The 19041-nt window shown below is 49.5% G+C and carries 17 protein-coding genes and 1 riboswitch; of the genes, 5 read left to right on the top strand and 12 right to left on the bottom strand.

All coding sequences use genetic code 11. From position 1 onward, the window contains the following. Positions 1–40: 40 nt before the first annotated feature. From AC3WQ3_RS23985 to AC3WQ3_RS23960, 6 genes are all read right to left on the bottom strand, one after another. Positions 41–307 (bottom strand): hypothetical protein, encoded by a 267-nt coding sequence (locus tag AC3WQ3_RS23985; RefSeq protein ID WP_336784285.1) that lies wholly within the window; start codon positions 305–307, stop codon positions 41–43. A 231-nt stretch (positions 308–538) separates the two neighbouring features. After that, the gene (locus tag AC3WQ3_RS23980) at positions 539–1402 is read right to left on the bottom strand and encodes an inositol monophosphatase family protein (RefSeq protein ID WP_419720075.1); all 864 of its coding nucleotides are present in this window, start codon (positions 1400–1402) and stop codon (positions 539–541) included. 107 nt (positions 1403–1509) lie between these two features. After that, positions 1510–2511, bottom strand: coding sequence for a UV DNA damage repair endonuclease UvsE (gene uvsE / locus AC3WQ3_RS23975; RefSeq protein ID WP_336784287.1), 1002 nt, complete (start codon positions 2509–2511; stop codon positions 1510–1512). Positions 2512–2667: 156 nt separating this feature from the next. Continuing rightward, a complete protein-coding gene (locus AC3WQ3_RS23970) occupies positions 2668–2991 on the bottom strand; it encodes a hypothetical protein (protein WP_095362127.1) in 324 nt (107 codons plus the stop codon). Between the two features lie 62 nt (positions 2992–3053). Then, positions 3054–4154: a D-alanine--D-alanine ligase gene (locus AC3WQ3_RS23965; RefSeq protein WP_492473848.1), complete on the bottom strand. Its 1101-nt coding sequence runs from the start codon at positions 4152–4154 to the stop codon at positions 3054–3056. Positions 4155–4286: 132 nt separating this feature from the next. After that, on the bottom strand, positions 4287–5285 hold the full coding sequence (locus AC3WQ3_RS23960) for an amidase domain-containing protein (protein WP_336784288.1): 999 nt from the start codon (positions 5283–5285) through the stop codon (positions 4287–4289). A 383-nt stretch (positions 5286–5668) separates the two neighbouring features. Between AC3WQ3_RS23960 and acnA the strand changes: the two genes are divergently transcribed. Next, the gene (gene acnA, locus AC3WQ3_RS23955; RefSeq protein ID WP_095362124.1) at positions 5669–8383 is read left to right on the top strand and encodes an aconitate hydratase AcnA; all 2715 of its coding nucleotides are present in this window, start codon (positions 5669–5671) and stop codon (positions 8381–8383) included. A gap of 236 nt (positions 8384–8619) precedes the next feature. Here acnA and AC3WQ3_RS23950 read toward each other — a convergent pair whose 3' ends face one another. The 4 genes from AC3WQ3_RS23950 to AC3WQ3_RS23935 form a co-directional block, all read right to left on the bottom strand. Then, a complete protein-coding gene (locus tag AC3WQ3_RS23950) occupies positions 8620–9171 on the bottom strand; it encodes a VanZ family protein (protein ID WP_354479500.1) in 552 nt (183 codons plus the stop codon). A 28-nt stretch (positions 9172–9199) separates the two neighbouring features. Continuing rightward, the gene (locus tag AC3WQ3_RS23945) at positions 9200–10063 is read right to left on the bottom strand and encodes a M15 family metallopeptidase (protein ID WP_492473846.1); all 864 of its coding nucleotides are present in this window, start codon (positions 10061–10063) and stop codon (positions 9200–9202) included. Positions 10064–10162: 99 nt separating this feature from the next. Next, positions 10163–11251, bottom strand: a complete 1089-nt coding sequence (locus tag AC3WQ3_RS23940) for a sensor histidine kinase (RefSeq protein ID WP_492473844.1) — start codon at positions 11249–11251, stop codon at positions 10163–10165. Then, positions 11244–11939: a response regulator transcription factor gene (locus AC3WQ3_RS23935; RefSeq protein WP_336784295.1), complete on the bottom strand. Its 696-nt coding sequence runs from the start codon at positions 11937–11939 to the stop codon at positions 11244–11246. The genes AC3WQ3_RS23940 and AC3WQ3_RS23935 overlap by 8 nt, the downstream gene beginning before the upstream one ends. Before the next feature lie 84 nt (positions 11940–12023). Here AC3WQ3_RS23935 and AC3WQ3_RS23930 point away from each other — a divergent pair, with 84 nt between their 5' ends. From AC3WQ3_RS23930 to AC3WQ3_RS23915, 4 genes are all read left to right on the top strand, one after another. Further along, positions 12024–12974 carry a helix-turn-helix transcriptional regulator gene (locus AC3WQ3_RS23930; RefSeq protein ID WP_492473841.1) on the top strand — a complete coding sequence of 317 codons (951 nt, stop codon included), beginning with the start codon at positions 12024–12026 and terminating at the stop codon, positions 12972–12974. A gap of 73 nt (positions 12975–13047) precedes the next feature. After that, positions 13048–13821: a zinc ribbon domain-containing protein gene (locus AC3WQ3_RS23925; RefSeq protein WP_492473839.1), complete on the top strand. Its 774-nt coding sequence runs from the start codon at positions 13048–13050 to the stop codon at positions 13819–13821. A 655-nt stretch (positions 13822–14476) separates the two neighbouring features. Then, positions 14477–14644, top strand: coding sequence for a hypothetical protein (locus AC3WQ3_RS23920; RefSeq protein ID WP_176476234.1), 168 nt, complete (start codon positions 14477–14479; stop codon positions 14642–14644). Between the two features lie 179 nt (positions 14645–14823). Further along, a complete protein-coding gene (locus AC3WQ3_RS23915; protein ID WP_492473837.1) occupies positions 14824–15513 on the top strand; it encodes a hypothetical protein in 690 nt (229 codons plus the stop codon). An 80-nt stretch (positions 15514–15593) separates the two neighbouring features. Here AC3WQ3_RS23915 and thiC read toward each other — a convergent pair whose 3' ends face one another. Together thiC and AC3WQ3_RS23905 are read right to left on the bottom strand one after the other, a co-directional pair. Continuing rightward, the gene (gene thiC, locus AC3WQ3_RS23910; protein WP_492473835.1) at positions 15594–17399 is read right to left on the bottom strand and encodes a phosphomethylpyrimidine synthase ThiC; all 1806 of its coding nucleotides are present in this window, start codon (positions 17397–17399) and stop codon (positions 15594–15596) included. A 353-nt stretch (positions 17400–17752) separates the two neighbouring features. Next, a riboswitch (TPP riboswitch) is annotated at positions 17753–17866 on the bottom strand. A gap of 122 nt (positions 17867–17988) precedes the next feature. After that, complete coding sequence (locus tag AC3WQ3_RS23905; protein WP_095293204.1) at positions 17989–18732, bottom strand: IclR family transcriptional regulator; 744 nt, start codon at positions 18730–18732, stop codon at positions 17989–17991. Positions 18733–19041: the final 309 nt, after the last annotated feature.

Genomic DNA, 19041 nt, shown 5'->3' with positions numbered 1-19041 from the left:
CTATGATCCTAGCTTTGTGATCGCTCGTTACAACGGTGGTTTAGTGGTCTTTCTTTTCCGTATCTGAGGAGTTATTTTTCTCGGCAGAACGTTCCAGATAGCGATCATAGCGATCGTCCACTTCACGAGCCATATTCCGGTACATCAACGTTTCCTGTACAATCGGGTCCGTTTCTGTCTGTATGCGCACCTCATATTTGGGAGGAATCAGCTGGCGTTCACGCTTGTCCGCTTCGCCGGACTCTTCCATCTCCCCTTCAGTCAGCATTTCACTCAAACGTCGTTCCAGTTCCTTGGATTCATCCATCGTTCATCGCTCCTTCAATTAAGTTCATAAATGCACCATCAAATATACTATTGCACCTATACTTCGATGGACAGAACAATCTTCCGATCGCTGTTATCCCCGAATTTTAGTGTTTTCTTTTCAAAGGAAAAAATTCAGGGATAAAGGCGAACGCTTCGCTTCTCCAGATTTTTTCTGACCCTCGTTTATGTGCAATATACGTTTGTTGAATCATTTAAGAAATTAATAAACTCACTCCAAGCCGGTTGCTTTGGCTTCCTTGAGTACATCTGTCAGTGCATCATGAATCTTGCCGTTCGTGGCAACCACATGACTGACAGACAGCTTATAAGGTGTACCCATTGTATCGGTGACCTTGCCGCCGGATTCTTCAACGAGCAGGGCACCTGCTGCGATATCCCACGGTTTCAGTCCGACTTCGGTGTATGCACTGAGGCGACCTGCAGCAACGTATGCCAAGTGCAGCGCTGCTGATCCACCTGCACGCAGGCTTCGTACTTGCGGTGCAAGAGCCTGTACAGCCGCCATATTGACTGGCAGGGCATAGGTAGTATCTGCCGGGAAGCCCACTGCGACCAGGCTCTGGCCCAAGCCCTGTTCATTGGATACAGCCATTCGGTTGCCGTGGACGTATGCACCTTTTCCTTTTTCAGCTACAAACAGTTCATCTCTGGAAGGATCGTAAATGACCCCTACAATGACCTCACCATGATGAGCCAAGGCGATGGACACTGAATAAAACGGAAATCCATGGACAAAATTCGTTGTTCCGTCCACTGGATCCACGATCCACAGGAATTCTTCTTCCTGAGCCTCTTTCAGTGCTTTGGCCGAAGCTTCCGGTCCCGGTTCAACACCCTCTTCACCGAGAATGGCATGGCCCGGAAAGTGGGTTAGAATCAGGCGGCGGATCATCTGCTCCGCTCCTTTGTCCACTTCGGTCACAAGATCCTGCGGCGAATATTTGGTTCCAGGCTCGCCTATGGTTCCGAGACGGCTCTTGATCCATTCACCCGCTTTGGAAGCTGCATTAATGGCAACAGCAGTATAGCTTTTGCTCGTCACGACATAAGGTGTTTTTTCCTTCTCATTCAAAGCGTTCACTCTACTTTCTATATCAATCTACGAAAAGTTAAAATACTTGTTAAAAGTATACGCCTCACTGGTTATAAAGTTTCTTGCTGCCCAGGCCCCTTTTGGCTCTAGGGATGGATAATGACTGTAGATTCGTCCACCCATTCCACGCCTTCTTCGTGGTAGAAGGCCAGCTTCTGCATGAGCTGCACCAGGGCTTCATCCTTGCGCTTCGCCTCGATCATGACATCAAGTTCCGGCGTATCTGCAGCTATATGACGCAAAAAGGATAACAGAGGCTCTACTTCAACGCCATCGGCATGCCCACGGATATCCTTCTCGCTCTTCGGACTGGATACGTGAATTTTCGGCGGTAATGGCCGGTCTGCAGGGGAATCCGCCTGTGCCAGCGGCGACTGCCACGTCTTCCATATATCAGGCCACAAATCCCATGGCTGTTCGCCTTCATTATTGACCCACTGATGATGAATATCCAGCACCATCGGCAGTCCCAGATGCTGACATACGGCCAGCGTTTCGGGAACGTTGAATGTTTTATCATCATTCTCGAGGGTCAACCGTTCCTGGATATCCCGATCAAGCTTCAGAAAATTTTCTTCAAAGCGCAGCGCTGCACTAGGCTTGTCCCCGTATGCACCACCAATATGTATATTATTCTTGGCAGTGGCGTTCAATCCCATGGCACCCAGCATCCGCACATGATGACGAAGGTCACGCATAGAGTTCCGGAGCACTTCCTCCCGCGGCGTACTTAGAACGGTAAAATGGTCCGGATGGAAGGATACGCGCATTCCGTTCTCCTTCACAAAATCACCAATGGCAGCAAAATCGGACTGGAGGGCCGGGAAGGGATCCCAATCCATCAGATCCTCATGTGTCGCCAGTGGAATTAATTTGGAAGAGAAACGATATACATGAATATGGCTGCCCTTGTTATGTCTAAGCAACCGTAACGTATTATGCAAATTCTCAGCCGCAATCCGTTCCAGCTTGCGAATGGCTGCCTCCCTGTCATCAATTTTCTTGAAGCTGGCCATGGTCATCGTGCGGGAAGGAGATGCATTCTCGACCAGCACAGACATCGCCACATAACCAAAACGTACAAGCATGGTGTTCTTCCTCTCTATTAGGGCGGAATTCCTGCCTGGCATCTGCTGCCGTCAGGTTTTCCGGTCACTGTATATAACCAAGTTTTACCCTAAAAGAAAGTCCGTAATCGCTCGCCTTACAATTCCGTTCATTGGTCCCATATGATGAAGTAAGGTTTATCCCTGTGCCTGCTCACCAAAGAACATTTCGTCCGCAAGTGCAGTCTGAACACGGGATTCTTCCTCGTTCAGCTTGCGAATGAGCTGCATCTCCACTTCCGTTACTTCCTGTCCTTGGAAGTTGATCTCTGCAATCGAAGCAACGATCTTGACGATGGCTACAGCCACGTTATCAGGCGTATAGGCAATAACCTTCTGTCCGGTCGGAAAGACCCGGAAGCCCTGTTTCACCATTTTGCCGCGGCCGTATTCCAGCAGTTCAAACAGCTCTTGCTCGCTCTTGAATTTGCATACGGAATTGAATTCAGTCTGAAATCCCATCCATACCCCTCCTTGAATAGTCTCCTACGTTAAAGTGTGACTAGAATTTCAACTTTCGAAATTTAAGCCTGCACGCCGTTCTCATAGTTCAGCGCTTGCTTGCGGTTGTAACGCTCCAATGCTAGCTCAATCATGCGATCCAGCAGTTCCGCATACGATACGCCCGTCTCACGCCACAGCAACGGATACATGCTGTACGGAGTAAAGCCAGGCATTGTGTTTACTTCATTAATAAGCAATGCACCATCGGATTTACGAATAAAGAAATCTGCCCGGGAAATCCCATTACCTTCAATCGCACGGAATGCCTGCAGGGCTGCCTCACGGATACGATCAGCGGCTTCAGAATCCAGCGGAGCGGGAATCAGCATCTGTGATTGGCCATCAATATACTTGGCTGCATAGTCATAATATTCACCAGAGGATACGATTTCTCCTGGCACCGAGGCCATCGGCTCATCATTGCCAAGTACACTTACTTCCACTTCGCGTGCCTCAACAAACTCCTCAATAACAACCTTCGTATCGTATCGCAGCGCAAATTCGACGGCCGTCTTCAGTTCATCCCGGTTGCGTGCTTTGGAGATTCCTACGCTGGAGCCAAGGTTCGCCGGTTTAATGAAGCATGGGTAGCCCAGCTGTTCCTCCACTTGCAGAATCATGTCGTGCTCGGTCTGCTTCCACTGGGTCGCATTAAAATAAGTAAAGGCACATTGGTCAATTCCAGCCTGCGCAAACAGCTTTTTCATGACCACTTTGTCCATGCCGCCTGCCGAAGCCAGTACACCTGCACCCACATAAGGCATATCCGCCATCTCAAACATCCCCTGAATCGTACCATCCTCACCAAACGTACCGTGCAGCAGCGGGAACATAACGTCCAGTGCATCTTCTCCGCCATACAGACGTGCAAACAATGCGTTCAGCGCTTCCTGGGTTCCACCTGCTGCCTGCTCCAGCTTCAGATCCTCAATCTGCGCGAATGGCGCGTGCATCACAGATCCCTTTTTCCATGCTCCCTGCTTGGAGATATAGAAAGGAACCAGTTCATATTTTTCATAATCAAAAGCGTTCGTTACAGCAAACGCCGTTTGCAGCGATACTTCGTGTTCCCCTGATTTCCCGCCGTAAACGACGCCAACTGTTAATTTATCCATGCTCATGCGTAACCTCCGATTATCTGTGCATGATGCCGTCATACCTGTATAATCAGCATCAATTTTATTCTTGTCTTAGGGCTTATTTTACACGGAACTGAATGTCCACGTCACCAAATCCCTGTATATCTTTCCTCATTAGAACTCATCTGCAATATGAAAAAGCCGGTACACCGTCCGCTCTGTCCAAGCGTAAGAATCCCGGTAATCCCAATAGCGGTGGCGACTGCTGACCGTATGTGCATTGACAAGCGGCATGCCTCCCGCATCAAAGGCTGTCACAACAGTACTATGCTGAAACCTGCCGTCTCCGTCCCAATCGTAGAGAATGACATCGCCAAGCATCAGCTGTTCCGGACGATCCACTTCGGTTGCTGTCAGCCCCCAGCTGCTGCTTCCCAGATAACGCTCCAGACTGTTGGATACGGCCCAGCTGTAGCTCCACATTTCAGTGCCGTTCACATAGCCTTTGTACCACCAGCCCGCTTCTCTTCTACCAGTATAGTGGATGGGTGCTCCCCCTGCAAAGAGACATTGGGAGACGTAATTGGTGCAGTCTACCTCGAATTCCTCAAATGCGGGGTTTCCCGCATTCCACCACCGATCTGCATAAGCAACTGCCAGGTCCCGCCGGTATAATTGCTGCCTTGAACTTCTACCCTGGCCAAGCACTTCCCTGTTCAGCAGTGGCCGATTAATCGCCTGTACAAAATTCGCTTGCTGAAAGGGTCTCCCCTCCCCTGCCGGACGCCGCTCCGGAACTTCTCTTTCGACCCGTCCAATCATCCAGGTTCCACCCTGCCTAATAAAGGTCAACCGTTCCCTCTCAATCCGATCCTCCCGGTGGGTAATTCCGCTTTTCTCATAGAAAAGCCTGCTGTAAAGTTGAATATCTACCACCGATTCTTCCGGACCTTCCGTAACCGTTCGCACAAGCTTGGCACTGGTCTCGCTGCGAAGAGGCACTGCACGCCGTTTACGATACCAATCGTCCAGTCTGGCCATACGCTCTCCCCGCTCCAGCACAAATGCCGGATCCGTGACAATCCGCTCGCTCGTCTGTGGACGATAGTCGATTTCGCATCGGTTGTACTGGTTCACATAGGTGTATAAGGCACTCTTCCATTCCCTTTCCAAGCCTGTGTCCCCCTTTGGCAGTTGAGTTCTCTCTGGAAAATTCAGCTGTGCATACTACTTCTATTCATATGAGGCGTATAACGGTTGTATGTGTTCCGCTCAGGGATCGAGTGCCGAAAATTGGAGGCTTGGACAGCAGGAAGTATCGTAACAAGGCAATATTCACGAAAACGCCTTCATTGTTCGCAAAGCTTGTTTGGACAGGCAAAAAGCCCTTTACGTACGGAGGTGAAAACGGTATACTTAATACTAAAGTTGCAATTATGAAATTACGTTTCATCTGATGAAACTAGCGAACAAGGACACGGAACGATGAAGGCCTGTTCTTCCACTTAAATGAACTTTATCTTCATCTCACCGACACATTTTAAGGAGGTACATGTATGTCAGCCAAGAACCATTTCTCCGCAGCCCGCAGTCTTGAGGTCGGAGGCAAGTCTTACCGCTACTACAGTCTCGATGCTCTTCAGGAAGGCGGCTACGGCGACCTTTCCAAGCTTCCCTTCTCCATTAAAGTGCTGCTCGAAGCAGCAGTTCGTCAATTCGACGGACGCGCAATTACCGAAGAACATGTGAAACAACTTACCGGCTGGGCAGAAGGCCGTGACAATAACAAGGAAATTCCGTTTATCCCTGCACGTATCGTCCTGCAGGACTTCACTGGCGTACCGGTTGTCGTGGATCTTGCTGCGATGCGCGATACAGTGAAAAAGGCAGGCGGCGATCCAAAACAGATCAACCCGCTCGTGCCGGTTGACCTCGTTATCGACCACTCCGTTATGGTTGACGCATTCGGAACCAACGACGCTCTCGACTACAACATCAAGGTTGAGTTCGAGCGTAACGAAGAGCGTTACCGCTTCCTGCGCTGGGCACAAACGGCATTCAACAACTTCCGTGCTGTACCACCATCCACAGGGATCGTTCACCAAGTTAACCTGGAGTACCTGGCTTCCGTCGCTGCAACCAAAACGGTTGACGGCGAAACCGTCGTGTTCCCGGATTCCCTCGTAGGTACGGACTCCCACACCACCATGATCAACGGACTCGGCGTTGTTGGTTGGGGTGTTGGTGGAATTGAGGCCGAAGCAGGAATGCTTGGTCAACCACTGTACTTTGTAACCCCTGACGTTATCGGTTTCAAATTGACAGGCAGCCTGAGCGAAGGCGCAACAGCTACGGATCTGGCACTCACTGTCACTCAAATGCTTCGTAAAAAAGGCGTAGTCGGCAAATTCGTCGAGTTCTACGGTCCAGGCCTGGCCAATATCAGCCTTGCTGACCGTGCGACCGTTGCCAACATGGCACCGGAATACGGCGCTACGATTGGTTTCTTCCCTGTCGATAGCGAGACACTGAACTACATGCGCAGTACAGGACGTTCCGACGAGCAAGTGGATCTGGTTGAAGCTTATTACAAAGCACAAGGCATGTTCCGTACTTCCAGCACGGTTGATCCAGAATTCACAGATGTAATTGAGCTGGATCTTGCTTCCGTGGTACCGAGTCTCGCAGGTCCTAAGCGTCCACAGGATCGCATCGAACTGACGCAAATGAAAGAAAGCTTCAACAGCATCATTCGTACTCCGGTCGATAAAGGCGGATACGGACTGAGCGATGAGAAGATTGAAGAAACAGTGCCTGTGAAGCACCCTGACGGTTCCACAAGCGAACTGAAAGCAGGCGCGGTTGTTATTGCGGCCATCACAAGCTGCACCAACACATCCAACCCAAGCGTTATGCTCGGAGCGGGTCTACTTGCGAAAAAAGCGGTTGAGCGCGGTCTGACCAAACCAGGCTACGTGAAAAGCAGCTTGACCCCAGGTTCCCTCGTTGTTACCGAGTATCTCGAAAAATCAGGCCTGAACGTATACCTCGACCAGCTCGGATTTAACGTTGCGGGTTATGGCTGTGCAACTTGTATCGGTAACTCCGGTCCACTGCCAGACGAAGTAAGCGAAGCGATTGCCGAAAACGATATGACTGTAGCGGCTGTATTGTCCGGTAACCGTAACTTCGAAGGCCGTGTACATGCTCAGGTAAAAGCCAACTATCTGGCTTCTCCTCCACTCGTGGTAGCTTACGCTCTCGCGGGTACGGTCAATATTGATTTTGCTACCGATCCAATCGGTTATGATACGAATAACGAGCCTGTCTTCCTGAAAGACCTCTGGCCTAGCTCCGAGGAAATCAAGGATGCCATTGCAAGCTCACTGAATGCTCAGATGTTCCGCAACAAATACGAGAACGTATTTACAGCCAATGAGCGCTGGAATAACATTCCTGTACCGGAAGGCGAACTGTATGAGTGGGATCCTAACTCCACGTACATTCAAAACCCGCCGTTCTTCCAAAACCTTGGAGACAAGCTGACTGATATTGCAGACATCCGCTCTGCACGTGTTATGGCCTTGCTTGGTGACTCCGTAACAACGGACCACATCTCTCCAGCGGGTAACATTGCTACAACCAGTCCAGCCGGATTGTACCTGAAAGAGCATGGCGTTGAGCGCAAAGACTTCAACTCCTACGGATCACGCCGTGGTAACCATGAGGTCATGATGCGCGGTACGTTTGCCAACATTCGTATTCGTAACCAGGTGGCTCCGGGTACGGAAGGTGGTATTACGAAGTACCTGCCAACCGATGAAGAGATGTCCATCTACGATGCTTCCATGAAGTATCAAGACGAAGGTCAGAACCTGATCGTGATTGCAGGTAAAGAGTATGGTACAGGCAGCTCCCGTGACTGGGCGGCTAAAGGTACATTCCTGCTCGGCGTTAAAGCCGTTATCGCAGAAAGCTTCGAGCGTATCCACCGTAGTAACCTGGTGGGCATGGGCGTAATGCCACTGCAATTCCAGGAAGGCCACGGCTGGTCCAGCCTGGGTCTGAACGGACGTGAAACGTACGACATTACAGGTCTCAGCAATGATGTGAAGCCTGGACAAGAGTTGACTGTTACGGTAACCCGCGAAGACGGAACCAAGTTCGACTTCCCTGTTATCGCTCGTCTGGACAGCATGGTTGACGTAGACTACTACCACAACGGTGGTATCCTGCAAACGGTATTGCGTCAAATGATGAAAAAAGCTTAATCGCATTAACAATTAAGCTGTTGCATTAACATAGAAAAGCTCCCCGCCACGTGCGTTCTGCACGAGATGGGGAGCTTTTTTCGATGTTTTTTCTTCTAATAAGCGGCATACTTCTAAAAATCTATTCTTATTCCAACTTCCGAATCATCAGGCGGTGAAGGAATGCGATATATCCCCCTATGTTTTAATTTCTCCACGTTGATCCAGTCCATAAATAAGGATCATAATCTCCCTCCTTACACAGGACTCTCCTTAGGATTATACTCCTTCTTCACCGTTCGGGATTCTCCTCCAATTAACAACCGTTTCATGCCGAGAGCCATGGTAAACAGAATATATCCAATCACCCCGCCTAATGTATTTAGCATCAGATCGTCCACATCGAATATCCCCATGCCAGTGAGCAGCTGTGTTACCTCATAGCCTAAACTTAGAAGTAGAGATGACAGAAATACGTTCGCCCCTGACAGCAGCTTGTTGCCCATCAGCATCGGGATAAACATCCCCAGTGGAATGAAAGCCATCACATTGCCCACCAGATGGATTGCAGTACCTGGACGATGCAGTGACAGGCTGTTCCAATCTCTTGAGATTTCCTGAAATGGTGTCAGATTGACGGTACGTGTATGAATCAGATCCGGCTGATGAAGGAAAGCCATAAGCTGGACCTTGACTACTTCAAAGTCGACCGCCCCCCCTTTAAAGAGAATAAGCTTGGTTAGCAGATATAAATAGATGATTAACGCGGCAATCCAAAGGATTTTATGTTTGATTTTTCTCTGCCTCATGTTGAAGAACCTCCTTTGTGCAGCCTTGTTACTCCTTTACGGTGACAATGACTCCATCCCTGTTGTCTCCCGATATGTCATAATGGCCATGCTCAGGTATGTAAACGGTCGTATCCCCGGCTGCCCGGTAATAGCGGATATGATACTTCTCACCCTCCACTTCAACCATAATGTTATCTTTCTCTTTTAGCAAATCCAGATACTCTTCTAGCACCAGGTTATTCTTATACATGACAGCACTATGCGGAAGTCCGACATATCGAAAGTGCCAGGGTTCATATTGAATCCCCGTGACACTCACCTTGTCCTTTGGATAACGTAGGATAAATCCATATTTCCAGGCATTTTTCTCGAGCCAGGCACCTTCCGGCGCTTCATCCATGGTGGTCAGCGTAGAGCCGATATCCATGGATAATCCGAGATTATGCTCACTGTGTCCTGCCGGAAGCGCGTAGTCTGATCCCTTTTCCTGATAAAGTTCATTCTGCTTGGCAAAGTCCCGATATCCGCTGCTGATGAGAAAATAACGTACTCCCTCTTCACCAGCCGCTTCAATCATCTTCTGAAAAGCCTGGGCTACCTCTCTTGAGAGCAATATGTTTTGATCCAACAATCCGTATCCACGGACCAGATCGTCCTGCTGCGCCACATTTATAATATCGGTTCTTATGCCTTCCGGATGAACCGGATAGGTTGTATTAACAAGCAGCAAGTTGCCCTTATGTACTTGATCCTGAATATTACCGGTGATGGATACTGTATACCCCGTATGGTTTTCATGCTTATCCTGAATTTCAATGATCATCTCATCCTTCTGCTGAAAAGATGCCGGCGATCTTGTCATCACATACCCGATCAAAATGATGCATAGTAAAAAGCCCCACTTCTTCATCCTTGCTCCTCCTTTGCCTCGTACAATCAAGGATAGAGAAAACTAGTTAAAGAAAAAGCAGGGCATTTTTAAAGTTTTTCTTAAATTTGACTGCAAACCTCATTCCATTGCTGGAAGGCGCACCTCAAATAAGGTCCGTACCACATCACTCTGGGCCGAAATGGTCCCTTCATGCTGTTCCACAATATTCCGGGCTATAAACAGGCCGAGGCCTGTCCCACCCTCCTGAGGGGTCCGTGCACGATCTCCGGTGTAATACATATCGAAAATATGCGGCAAATCCTCCGGGTGAATATGCCCTCCATAGTTAATAACCTGAATGACGACCTGATCTGCCTCCCGGTATCCCTTCAGGTCCACATAGATGCCATCCTTGCCATGGCGTGCAGCATTAATCAGCAGGTTCTCAAACACCCTGGCGAGCAATTCTCCGTCTCCGGAGATGGTCAAATCCGACTCGATAGTTAACCGGGTGAGCAGACGATTTTTCTCAAATACAGGATATAATTCTTCATTCATCTGTTTCAGCAGTTCGCTAAGATCCAGCCGTGTTTTCTCTATTGGGAGCATGCCATAATTCATCCGGGTAATTTCAAACAAACTATCAATCAGCTTCTCCAGCCGCTGGGATTTGGTAAAGGCAATCGATGTAAAGTGTCTGACCTGTTCCTCTGTCAGCTGATCATCCTTCATGAGCAGATCCAAATACCCAAGCACAGAAGTCAGCGGTGTTCGCAGGTCGTGTGCCAGATTAACGACGAGCTGGTCCTTGCTGGTTTCGGCAAAATCCCCCCGTTCTACTGCCTCCCTAAGCTTCTCACTCGCCAAATTCACATCCTCCGCGATTGTACCCAATTCATCCTTCGAAGAGATCTGGACTCGATGCTGAAAATCTCCATTTGCCAAATGCCTGATCCCTGTGGAAATATCCTTGAAATAGGTCACGTAGGGCTTGGTAAACCAGAAAAAGAACAGAATGGCGAGCGGGATGAATAAAATGAGGAAGAAATAGATATCTCCAATGCTTTTCATAAAATGGCGATATTCGGCAAGCTGATCTTCTGCTCTCACACCTGAATAGTAAGCCTGCAAAAGCTTGTAAATCCCATAGGTGATCGCGCCAGAGGCCAGCATGCTCAGACCCAGCAGCATAATCATGGTTGTCCGAAAACTTCTTTGTTTAGTCATTAAATGTATACCCCACGCCCCAGATCGTTTTGATAAACTTGTTCTTGTCCAGATCTTCTCCGAGCTTTTTGCGCAGGGTTCGAATATGGACCATTACCGTATTGCCGCTCTCGTAATAGGCCTCTCCCCATACCTGTTCAAAAATGCTTTCCGCGCTGAACACCTGCTTGGGATGACTAGCGAGCAGATACAGAATGTCGAACTCCTTCGGTGTTAGTTCCACCGGTTTGCCGTAGAGTGTTACGCTATGCTGATCCGGCGCGATGACGAGTCCGCCCTTCTCCAGAATGGAACGCTGGACAGGTATAGACTGGCTGAATTGCAAGGAACGACGAAGCTGGGAGTTCACCCGGGCTACAAGCTCCATCGGATTGAACGGCTTGGTCATGTAATCATCAGCGCCCATCACGAGACCCGTAATTTTGTCCATATCCGACGTTTTGGCACTCAGAAAAATGATGGGCATGTGGTGCTGTTCCCGAATCTTGCGGGTGACCTCATAACCGTCCATGCCTGGCATCATGATGTCCAGAACGGCCAAGTCGATCGCTTGCGTCTGAATGGCGTGCAGGGCCGACTTGCCATCGTATGCCTTGACGATGTGGTATCCTTCTTTTTGCAAATGCAAAGCAACCAGATCAGCGATCTCCACTTCATCGTCCGCAATCAGAATCGTAATTCGCTTCATTGCTTATCCCACTCCTATATGTGATGCTCAACAATATAACATATCTGGATCCAACATATAAATCATTGAGAGGAAACCTTTTTTATGAAATTGGACCGTTTATTAGCCATCGTTGTACTACTAATCAATCGCGGCCGTGTACAGGCCAAGGATCTGGCAGACACGTTTGAAGTTTCTGTCCGCACCATTTATCGAGATATTGATACCCTGGGCCAGGCAGGCATTCCTGTCGTGACGTACCAGGGCATGAGCGGTGGCATCGGCCTTGCGGAAGGTTACCGGCTGGATCGAAACGTGTTGACTGACCGGGATCTGGCCTCTATTGTTACCGCACTGCGCAGCGTCTCCACATCGCATACCAATGTAGCACGGGAACTGTTGATGGAGAAACTAAGCAGCATTGTTCCGGAATCCAAAAACGACGACTTTCAGGCCGAAACCAATCGTTTCATTGTGGATTATTCGATGTGGACCCACCCGGAAGCGCTGCAAAACAAACTGCAAATCATTGAACAGGGACTGGATCAGCTGCGTTCAATCACCTTTACATATTGCAGCGCCGAAGGAGCCCAAACTCACAGAACCGTCGATCCTCATACCCTTGTTCTTAAAAAGCACTCCTGGTACCTCTATGCGTTCTGTCATGAGCGTAATGAGTTTCGCATGTTCAAACTGGTCCGTATGCAGGACGTGACACTTGCTCATGGAAGCTTTGAACGCAAACCCATCAACCTGCAGGACAGGCCCTGGCAGCAGGAGTGGGCGACTCCAGGGAACACAGTTGCCATGACGATGAGATTCCATGCCCGTGTCCGTCATATCGCCGAAGAGTGGTTTGGCATAGAGAACGTGATCCCCGACGGCAAGGGATATTATATAAGTCAGGTGGCTTTTCCGGAAGATAACTGGCTGTACGGGTTCATTCTTGGCTTTGGCGCAGATGCCGAGGTATTGGAGCCTCTTCATATACGTGACGAGATTCGCCGAATTGCAGAACAAATCGTGCAAAATTACGCTGCCCCTTCGCAAACCTGACAGACTTATGTCCAGTTCCTCTCGGTATACTTCATCTATATTCAAGCTGTACATAACGAGGAGGAAATGATAAATGAACGTCACGATATGCCAGAGCTGCGGAATGCCGCTGACCACCCCTACCCAATTCGGAACGGAAGCAGATGGAAGTGCAACCCGTGAATACTGCATCTATTGCTACAAAGAAGGCATGTTCCAACAGCCCAATATTACGCTGGAAGGCATGATTGAAATGTGCACCGCGATCCTCATCGAAGAAGGTATGGATGAGGAATCAGCGCGGGCAATGCTGCGCAATCAGCTTCCCTTTTTGAAACGATGGAGCGCCTCCAATCCGAAAGGTAACAACAATACGCACTCCGTTCAACCTGTTCGATATGTTACACTTCCTGGCAAACGCCTGGCTGGCATATCAGCCAGAACGACCAACGCGATCGAGATGAGCGGCCAAGGCTGTATTCAGGATCTATGGAGCCGCTACTTCACGTCAGAGCACATTCCTGCACCGGAAGCACCCCGATACGGCTGCTACACAGATTATACCGATGGTATACACGGGGAATACACCATCCTCGTAGGCCACGAGGTAGCTGCAGATGAAACGTTACCAGCTGGCATGAACTCCATCGAATTGCCACCAGCAACATACGCCGTTTTCACCTCCCGCAAGGGTCCAATGGCAGAAGTTGTAGGTGAAGCATGGGGCGCCGTTTGGGGCTGGAGCCATCAGAACGAGCGAACGTTTACCGTTGATTTCGAGTTATATGATGAACGGAGTATGGATCCTGCCCAAGTTCAGGTCGATATCTATATTGCGGTAAAACAAGCTAGGCCAACTACAGAATAATGATATTTATCTTTACATTTCTTGATTAACGTTGCACAAGCCATCCAGCTCGTTGGATGGCTTTTTTGGGTGCTGCTCCCCTCTCTCACCTGCAAAACACGTATAAAACCACCCCCATCACACTCACGACAACCGACTATGGTACCAAGTTAGTTAGCTTCAATGATACCTACTCTCCCAGACAATTTGTCTTATTTTCGTCACAATTGACATTCCTGAAACTGGGACTATTCACTTAACAACCGATTCGTTCCTCCCATATCAAACCTTGTATTTCAGGTTCTTTATTCCTGAATTTCCCTAAAACCGTTTACATCCCCCTGAATACGGGGTAAAATCACTACAATCCAATTGGAATTACGTCATAACTTCCCGATTTCGTCTAACAAGTCACATATACCTATATGCGCACTTGGAACAACTACCAATCAAAATACATAGTCCATATAAGATGAATTTAATGTTTACACCCCAACGGAGAGGGCAGGACTCACTGAAGAAGCGAAGCGCTCGCCTTTATCACCGGATTTTCCCCTTAATGAGGGAATTCAAAAAATCTGGGGATAACAGCGATCGGAAGAGGGTACTGCAATCGCAGTGTTAAGTGTAACGTTTATAGGCTCAACTTATTTATCTACCAAAAGGAGGAACCAAGATGATCCGCATGCCTATTCAGCAAATGATCCCGTACCACCACCAATATCCGCGCAACACGGCGACCACTGCTCCCAAAAAGGAGAATGAGAACACTCAAGGTCTATCCTTTCACGAGATTCTGCAGCAAAAAATGGCTCAAAAGAACGTATCTCCTTCCATGCGATAAAATGAAACCTGACTGTATTGGAGTCTGACTATAGAACCGTCCTTCTGCCATGTGGCGGAGGGACGGTTATTGGCATTGATTTAAACGCTGTACAGTTCCCGGTCGCGCTCCTATAATGGATTAAATATCTGCAGCACTTACGGCTCATAAAAAGAAGCATTGGCAAAGGGGAAGTCATTATGATCACAATCGGCTGTTATCACGCTCACTACTCCAACATCGCACTCATTGAAGAAGTGCTCGCCCCCTATGAAGTGGAACTTGTGCATTATGTCGATCCTGGTCTGGATCGCCTTAAGCAGGATACGGACTTCTCAGAGGCTGTCATTCGGGAAAAGGTATCCCAGACATTACAGTGGATTGCCCAATGTCATGCAGATGCGATTCTAGTCACCTGTACTCTATTTGCTGCAGTACTGGCGCACGAAGCACAGCAAGTCTCCATCCCCGTTATCGGTATTGATGATCCATTATTGCAGAAGCTGCAGCAGGATTCGCAGGAATACATTCTTGCTTTTACCAATCCAGCAACGGTTGAAGGAACGATGGCGCGGGTGAATGAAGCACTACAGCAAGGTGAAACTAACGGGCAGGCAAACGTTGTGGCTGCTTCGAGAACAAAGGCCGCATTAATTCCTGGTACATTTGAGCTGATCATGCGCGGCGATAAGGAAGGATATATGGAGGCGGTGACAACGGGCTTGCAGCAACTAGCTGCACGGTCACCAGAGAAAACCATTGTAGCTGCTCAGCTATCCATGGCTCCCGCGGCTGCCCTTGCCTCAGCAAATACGGTTAGGGAGATCTACAGCCCGCTTGCATCGCTGGCATCTTATTTGGAGCAGCAATTAAATATTGGTAGGCGTTAGTTAGGGGCCGTTCTTCTCCCAGTAGTGGAGAGAACGGCTTTTATATATCTTAGACAGCCCAAATTGGGCTGTAATGGCGCTTAGGTTCGCGTCCGGTATTCCTCAGCCTTTTCCTGCATTCCGGCTGCCACAGCCTCATTCTCGGATAATCCTTTGTCCGCGGCAAACGCACGAATATCCTGCGTAATGCGCATGCTGCAAAATTTAGGTCCACACATGGAGCAGAAATGGGCCTCCTTGGCCCCTTCAGCCGGGAGTGTCTCATCGTGATAGGACAGCGCACGTTCCGGATCCAGGGACAGGTTGAACTGGTCCCGCCAGCGGAATTCGAAGCGGGCCTTCGACAGCGCGTCATCCCGGCGCTGTGCACGCGGATGGCCTTTGGCCAGATCAGCGGCATGTGCCGCAATCTTGTAAGCAATAACGCCTTCCCGGACATCATCCTTGTTCGGCAGGCCCAGATGTTCCTTTGGTGTCACATAGCAGAGCATCGACGTTCCGAACCAGCCGATCATCGCCGCTCCAATGGCTGAGGTAATATGGTCATAGCCTGGTGCAATATCGGTTGTCAGCGGACCAAGTGTATAAAACGGTGCTTCCTTGCAGATCTCCATCTGAAGGTCGACATTCTCCTTAATCTTGTGCATCGGCACATGTCCTGGCCCCTCAATCATCACCTGCACATCATGCTTCCACGCAATCTGTGTCAGTTCACCAAGCGTAGCAAGTTCAGCCATCTGGGCTTCATCATTGGCATCATAGATGCTGCCCGGGCGGAGTCCATCTCCGAGAGAGAAGGCTACATCATACCTTTTCATGATTTCACAGATTTCCTCAAAATGCGTGTACAAAAAGTTCTCCTGATGGTGTGCAAGGCACCATGCCGCCATAATGGAACCACCTCTGGATACAATGCCGGTCATCCGTTTGGCCGTCATCGGTATGTAACGCAACAGTACGCCTGCATGGATCGTAAAGTAATCCACACCCTGCTCTGCCTGCTCAATGAGCGTATCCCGGTACAACTCCCAGGTGAGTGCCTCGGCTTCGCCATTCACCTTCTCCAGCGCCTGATACAACGGCACCGTCCCGATTGGTACCGGAGAATTGCGGATGATCCATTCCCGGGTCGTATGGATATCCTTGCCCGTGGAAAGATCCATTACCGTATCGGACCCCCAGCGTACCGCCCAAGTCATTTTCTCCACTTCTTCTTCAATCGAAGAGGATACGGCAGAGTTGCCAATATTCGCGTTGATCTTCACGTGGAAGTGACGTCCGATCAGCATCGGTTCGCTCTCTGGATGATTAATATTGGATGGCAGAATGGCCCTGCCGCTCGCCAGCTCCTGCCGGACGAATTCCGGCTCCACGCCTTCACGAATAGCTGCAAACTCCATCTCAGGCGTAATGATGCCCTGCCTCGCATAGTGCATTTGGGTGACACAGCGTCCGGATTGTGCACGGAGCGGTTTGCCGCGGAGGCCTGGATATTCTTCAGCTCCGGTTCTCTTCCCTCCAGGCTTCAATCCGTTATCCTCCGGTTTGACGGTACGTCCCTGGTACGCCTCTACATCGTTTCGTTCTGTGATCCAGCGTGCACGCAAAGCTGGCAGGCCTGCCCGGATATCGGCGTGAAATCCAGGGTCCGTCATAGGGCCGCTCGTATCGTACACGCGCAGCAGCTCGTTATGCTCCACCCCTTGGGGTGTATTCGTGTCATGAAGGGCAATTTCACGCTCCGGTACAGCAATATCCGGCCGTGAGCCCTGAATGTAAACTTTGCGGCTGCCGGGAAACGGTTGAACCCGTCCGGCCGCCACTGTTTCCTTTTCCAACCCCTGTCCTGAATGCTCCTGTGCCGTTGTTCTGTTGTTTGTGTTCATCGCTACCTCTTCCTCCTCGTTGGTCGTCCCATGGATGGGCCAGTTTGATCGCTCGTGCACCCGTTCCATATCATCCACGCATAGGCAAGAAAAGAGCGGCCAACTTCCGAAGAAAGAACATTACAGCGGCATAGTGCAGACAGAATCTGGCACAGGCATAATCGGGTTATACCCAACTCCAGCTCTCCCGCAAAAGAAGGTAACCACCTCTGCTGCGGATGATCGCTTGACACTGTATATAAAAAAGCCGGTTCCCGAGGGAACCGGCCTATGTCCATCACCCCATAACAAGCCTGATGTCAAGCTCCCTCAAGTGGAGACATGCCAAAGGCTGGATTATGCAGTGTTCGTGGTTGTATCGCCGATTACTTCCCTACGCTGGTATGATCCAGATCAGGTGCAAAGGGTCCGGAATCTCATGCGATCCCGTCTCAGTCCGGACAATTCGGACTCCCCCAGTAACGTTAACAGTTGCGGTATGTGTACCGCAGTTCCATATTCAATTCATTGCAGCCCCCACTGGGCTGTCCATTACAGACTAGCGCAAGCCAGTCAGAAATACAACCCTTTTTCTTCCAGACACGCCGGATCAGGACAACATGAGGCCCATCTGCGCGGCTGCTTCCTTCAGCACAGGTGCATATTCGTGCAAAGTTTCCTGGGACAGGCGGCTAACGGGACCTGATACGGATAGTGCAGCAGCAATATTCCCCTTTCGATCCATAATAGGAACCGATACTGCAGCCGCTCCAGGCTCACGTTCTTCGTAGCTGGTCGCATATCCATTCTCCCGGATATCGCCCATCTGGGCCAGGTAAACTTCGGGATCGATAAATACGGGCCATTCGGGGCCATTCATCAGTTCCTCCCGGTCTTCTTCCGTCGCAAATGCCATGAGTACCTTGCTGGATGCCCCTACGGATAGAGGAAGACGTACGCCAACCGGAGCCACCCGCCGGATGGCCTGATCACTCTGAACAGCCTGAATACGGATACGCTCACTGCCATCCCGCAGGTACAGACTGACCGTTTCTCCCAAACGATCTCTGAGCCGCTCCATTGCAGGAAGCAGCAAAATGGCAGGATCATCACTGCGGGACATATGAGCAGACAGCTCCCAGATTCGAATGCCGAGCCTGTATTTCTCAGTGGCCGCATCGCGAATGACGAAGCCCTTCTCCTCCAGCGTCGCCATCAGACGATGAACCGTACTTTTGTGCAAACCAATCTGGCTCGCAATTTCTGTGAGTCCAAGATCGCTGCGTGTGGTAAAACATAATAATATATCCAGCGCCCGTTCCACAGCCCGGACGGTTAATTTGCGGTCTTCCATGGCATAATGCCCTCCTCATGTTTCATCACATGAAACTTGGTTACATAAATTATATGAGAAACAATCTCATCTGTAAACCAAAATGAGCCAAATCATGACGATATGAAGTGTAAATATTTTCTTTTTATAAGACTAAATCCCCTGCAATTTGCACCATCAGGAAATGTTACCCATATATCTTTCGGACTATATAACAATTGCGTAACAAATGCCTCCAATCAATTGACTTTGACTATATGGAAACATACGATAAAGATATAAAAGCAAGACTTTGCTGCATAGGCAAGCAAGGACATCAAGCCATATGAT

Source organism: Paenibacillus sp. FW104-T2 (assembly GCF_058789975.1).
The sequence above is the reverse complement of the archived record's forward strand: the minus strand, read 5'-3'. Positions and strand labels throughout refer to the sequence as shown.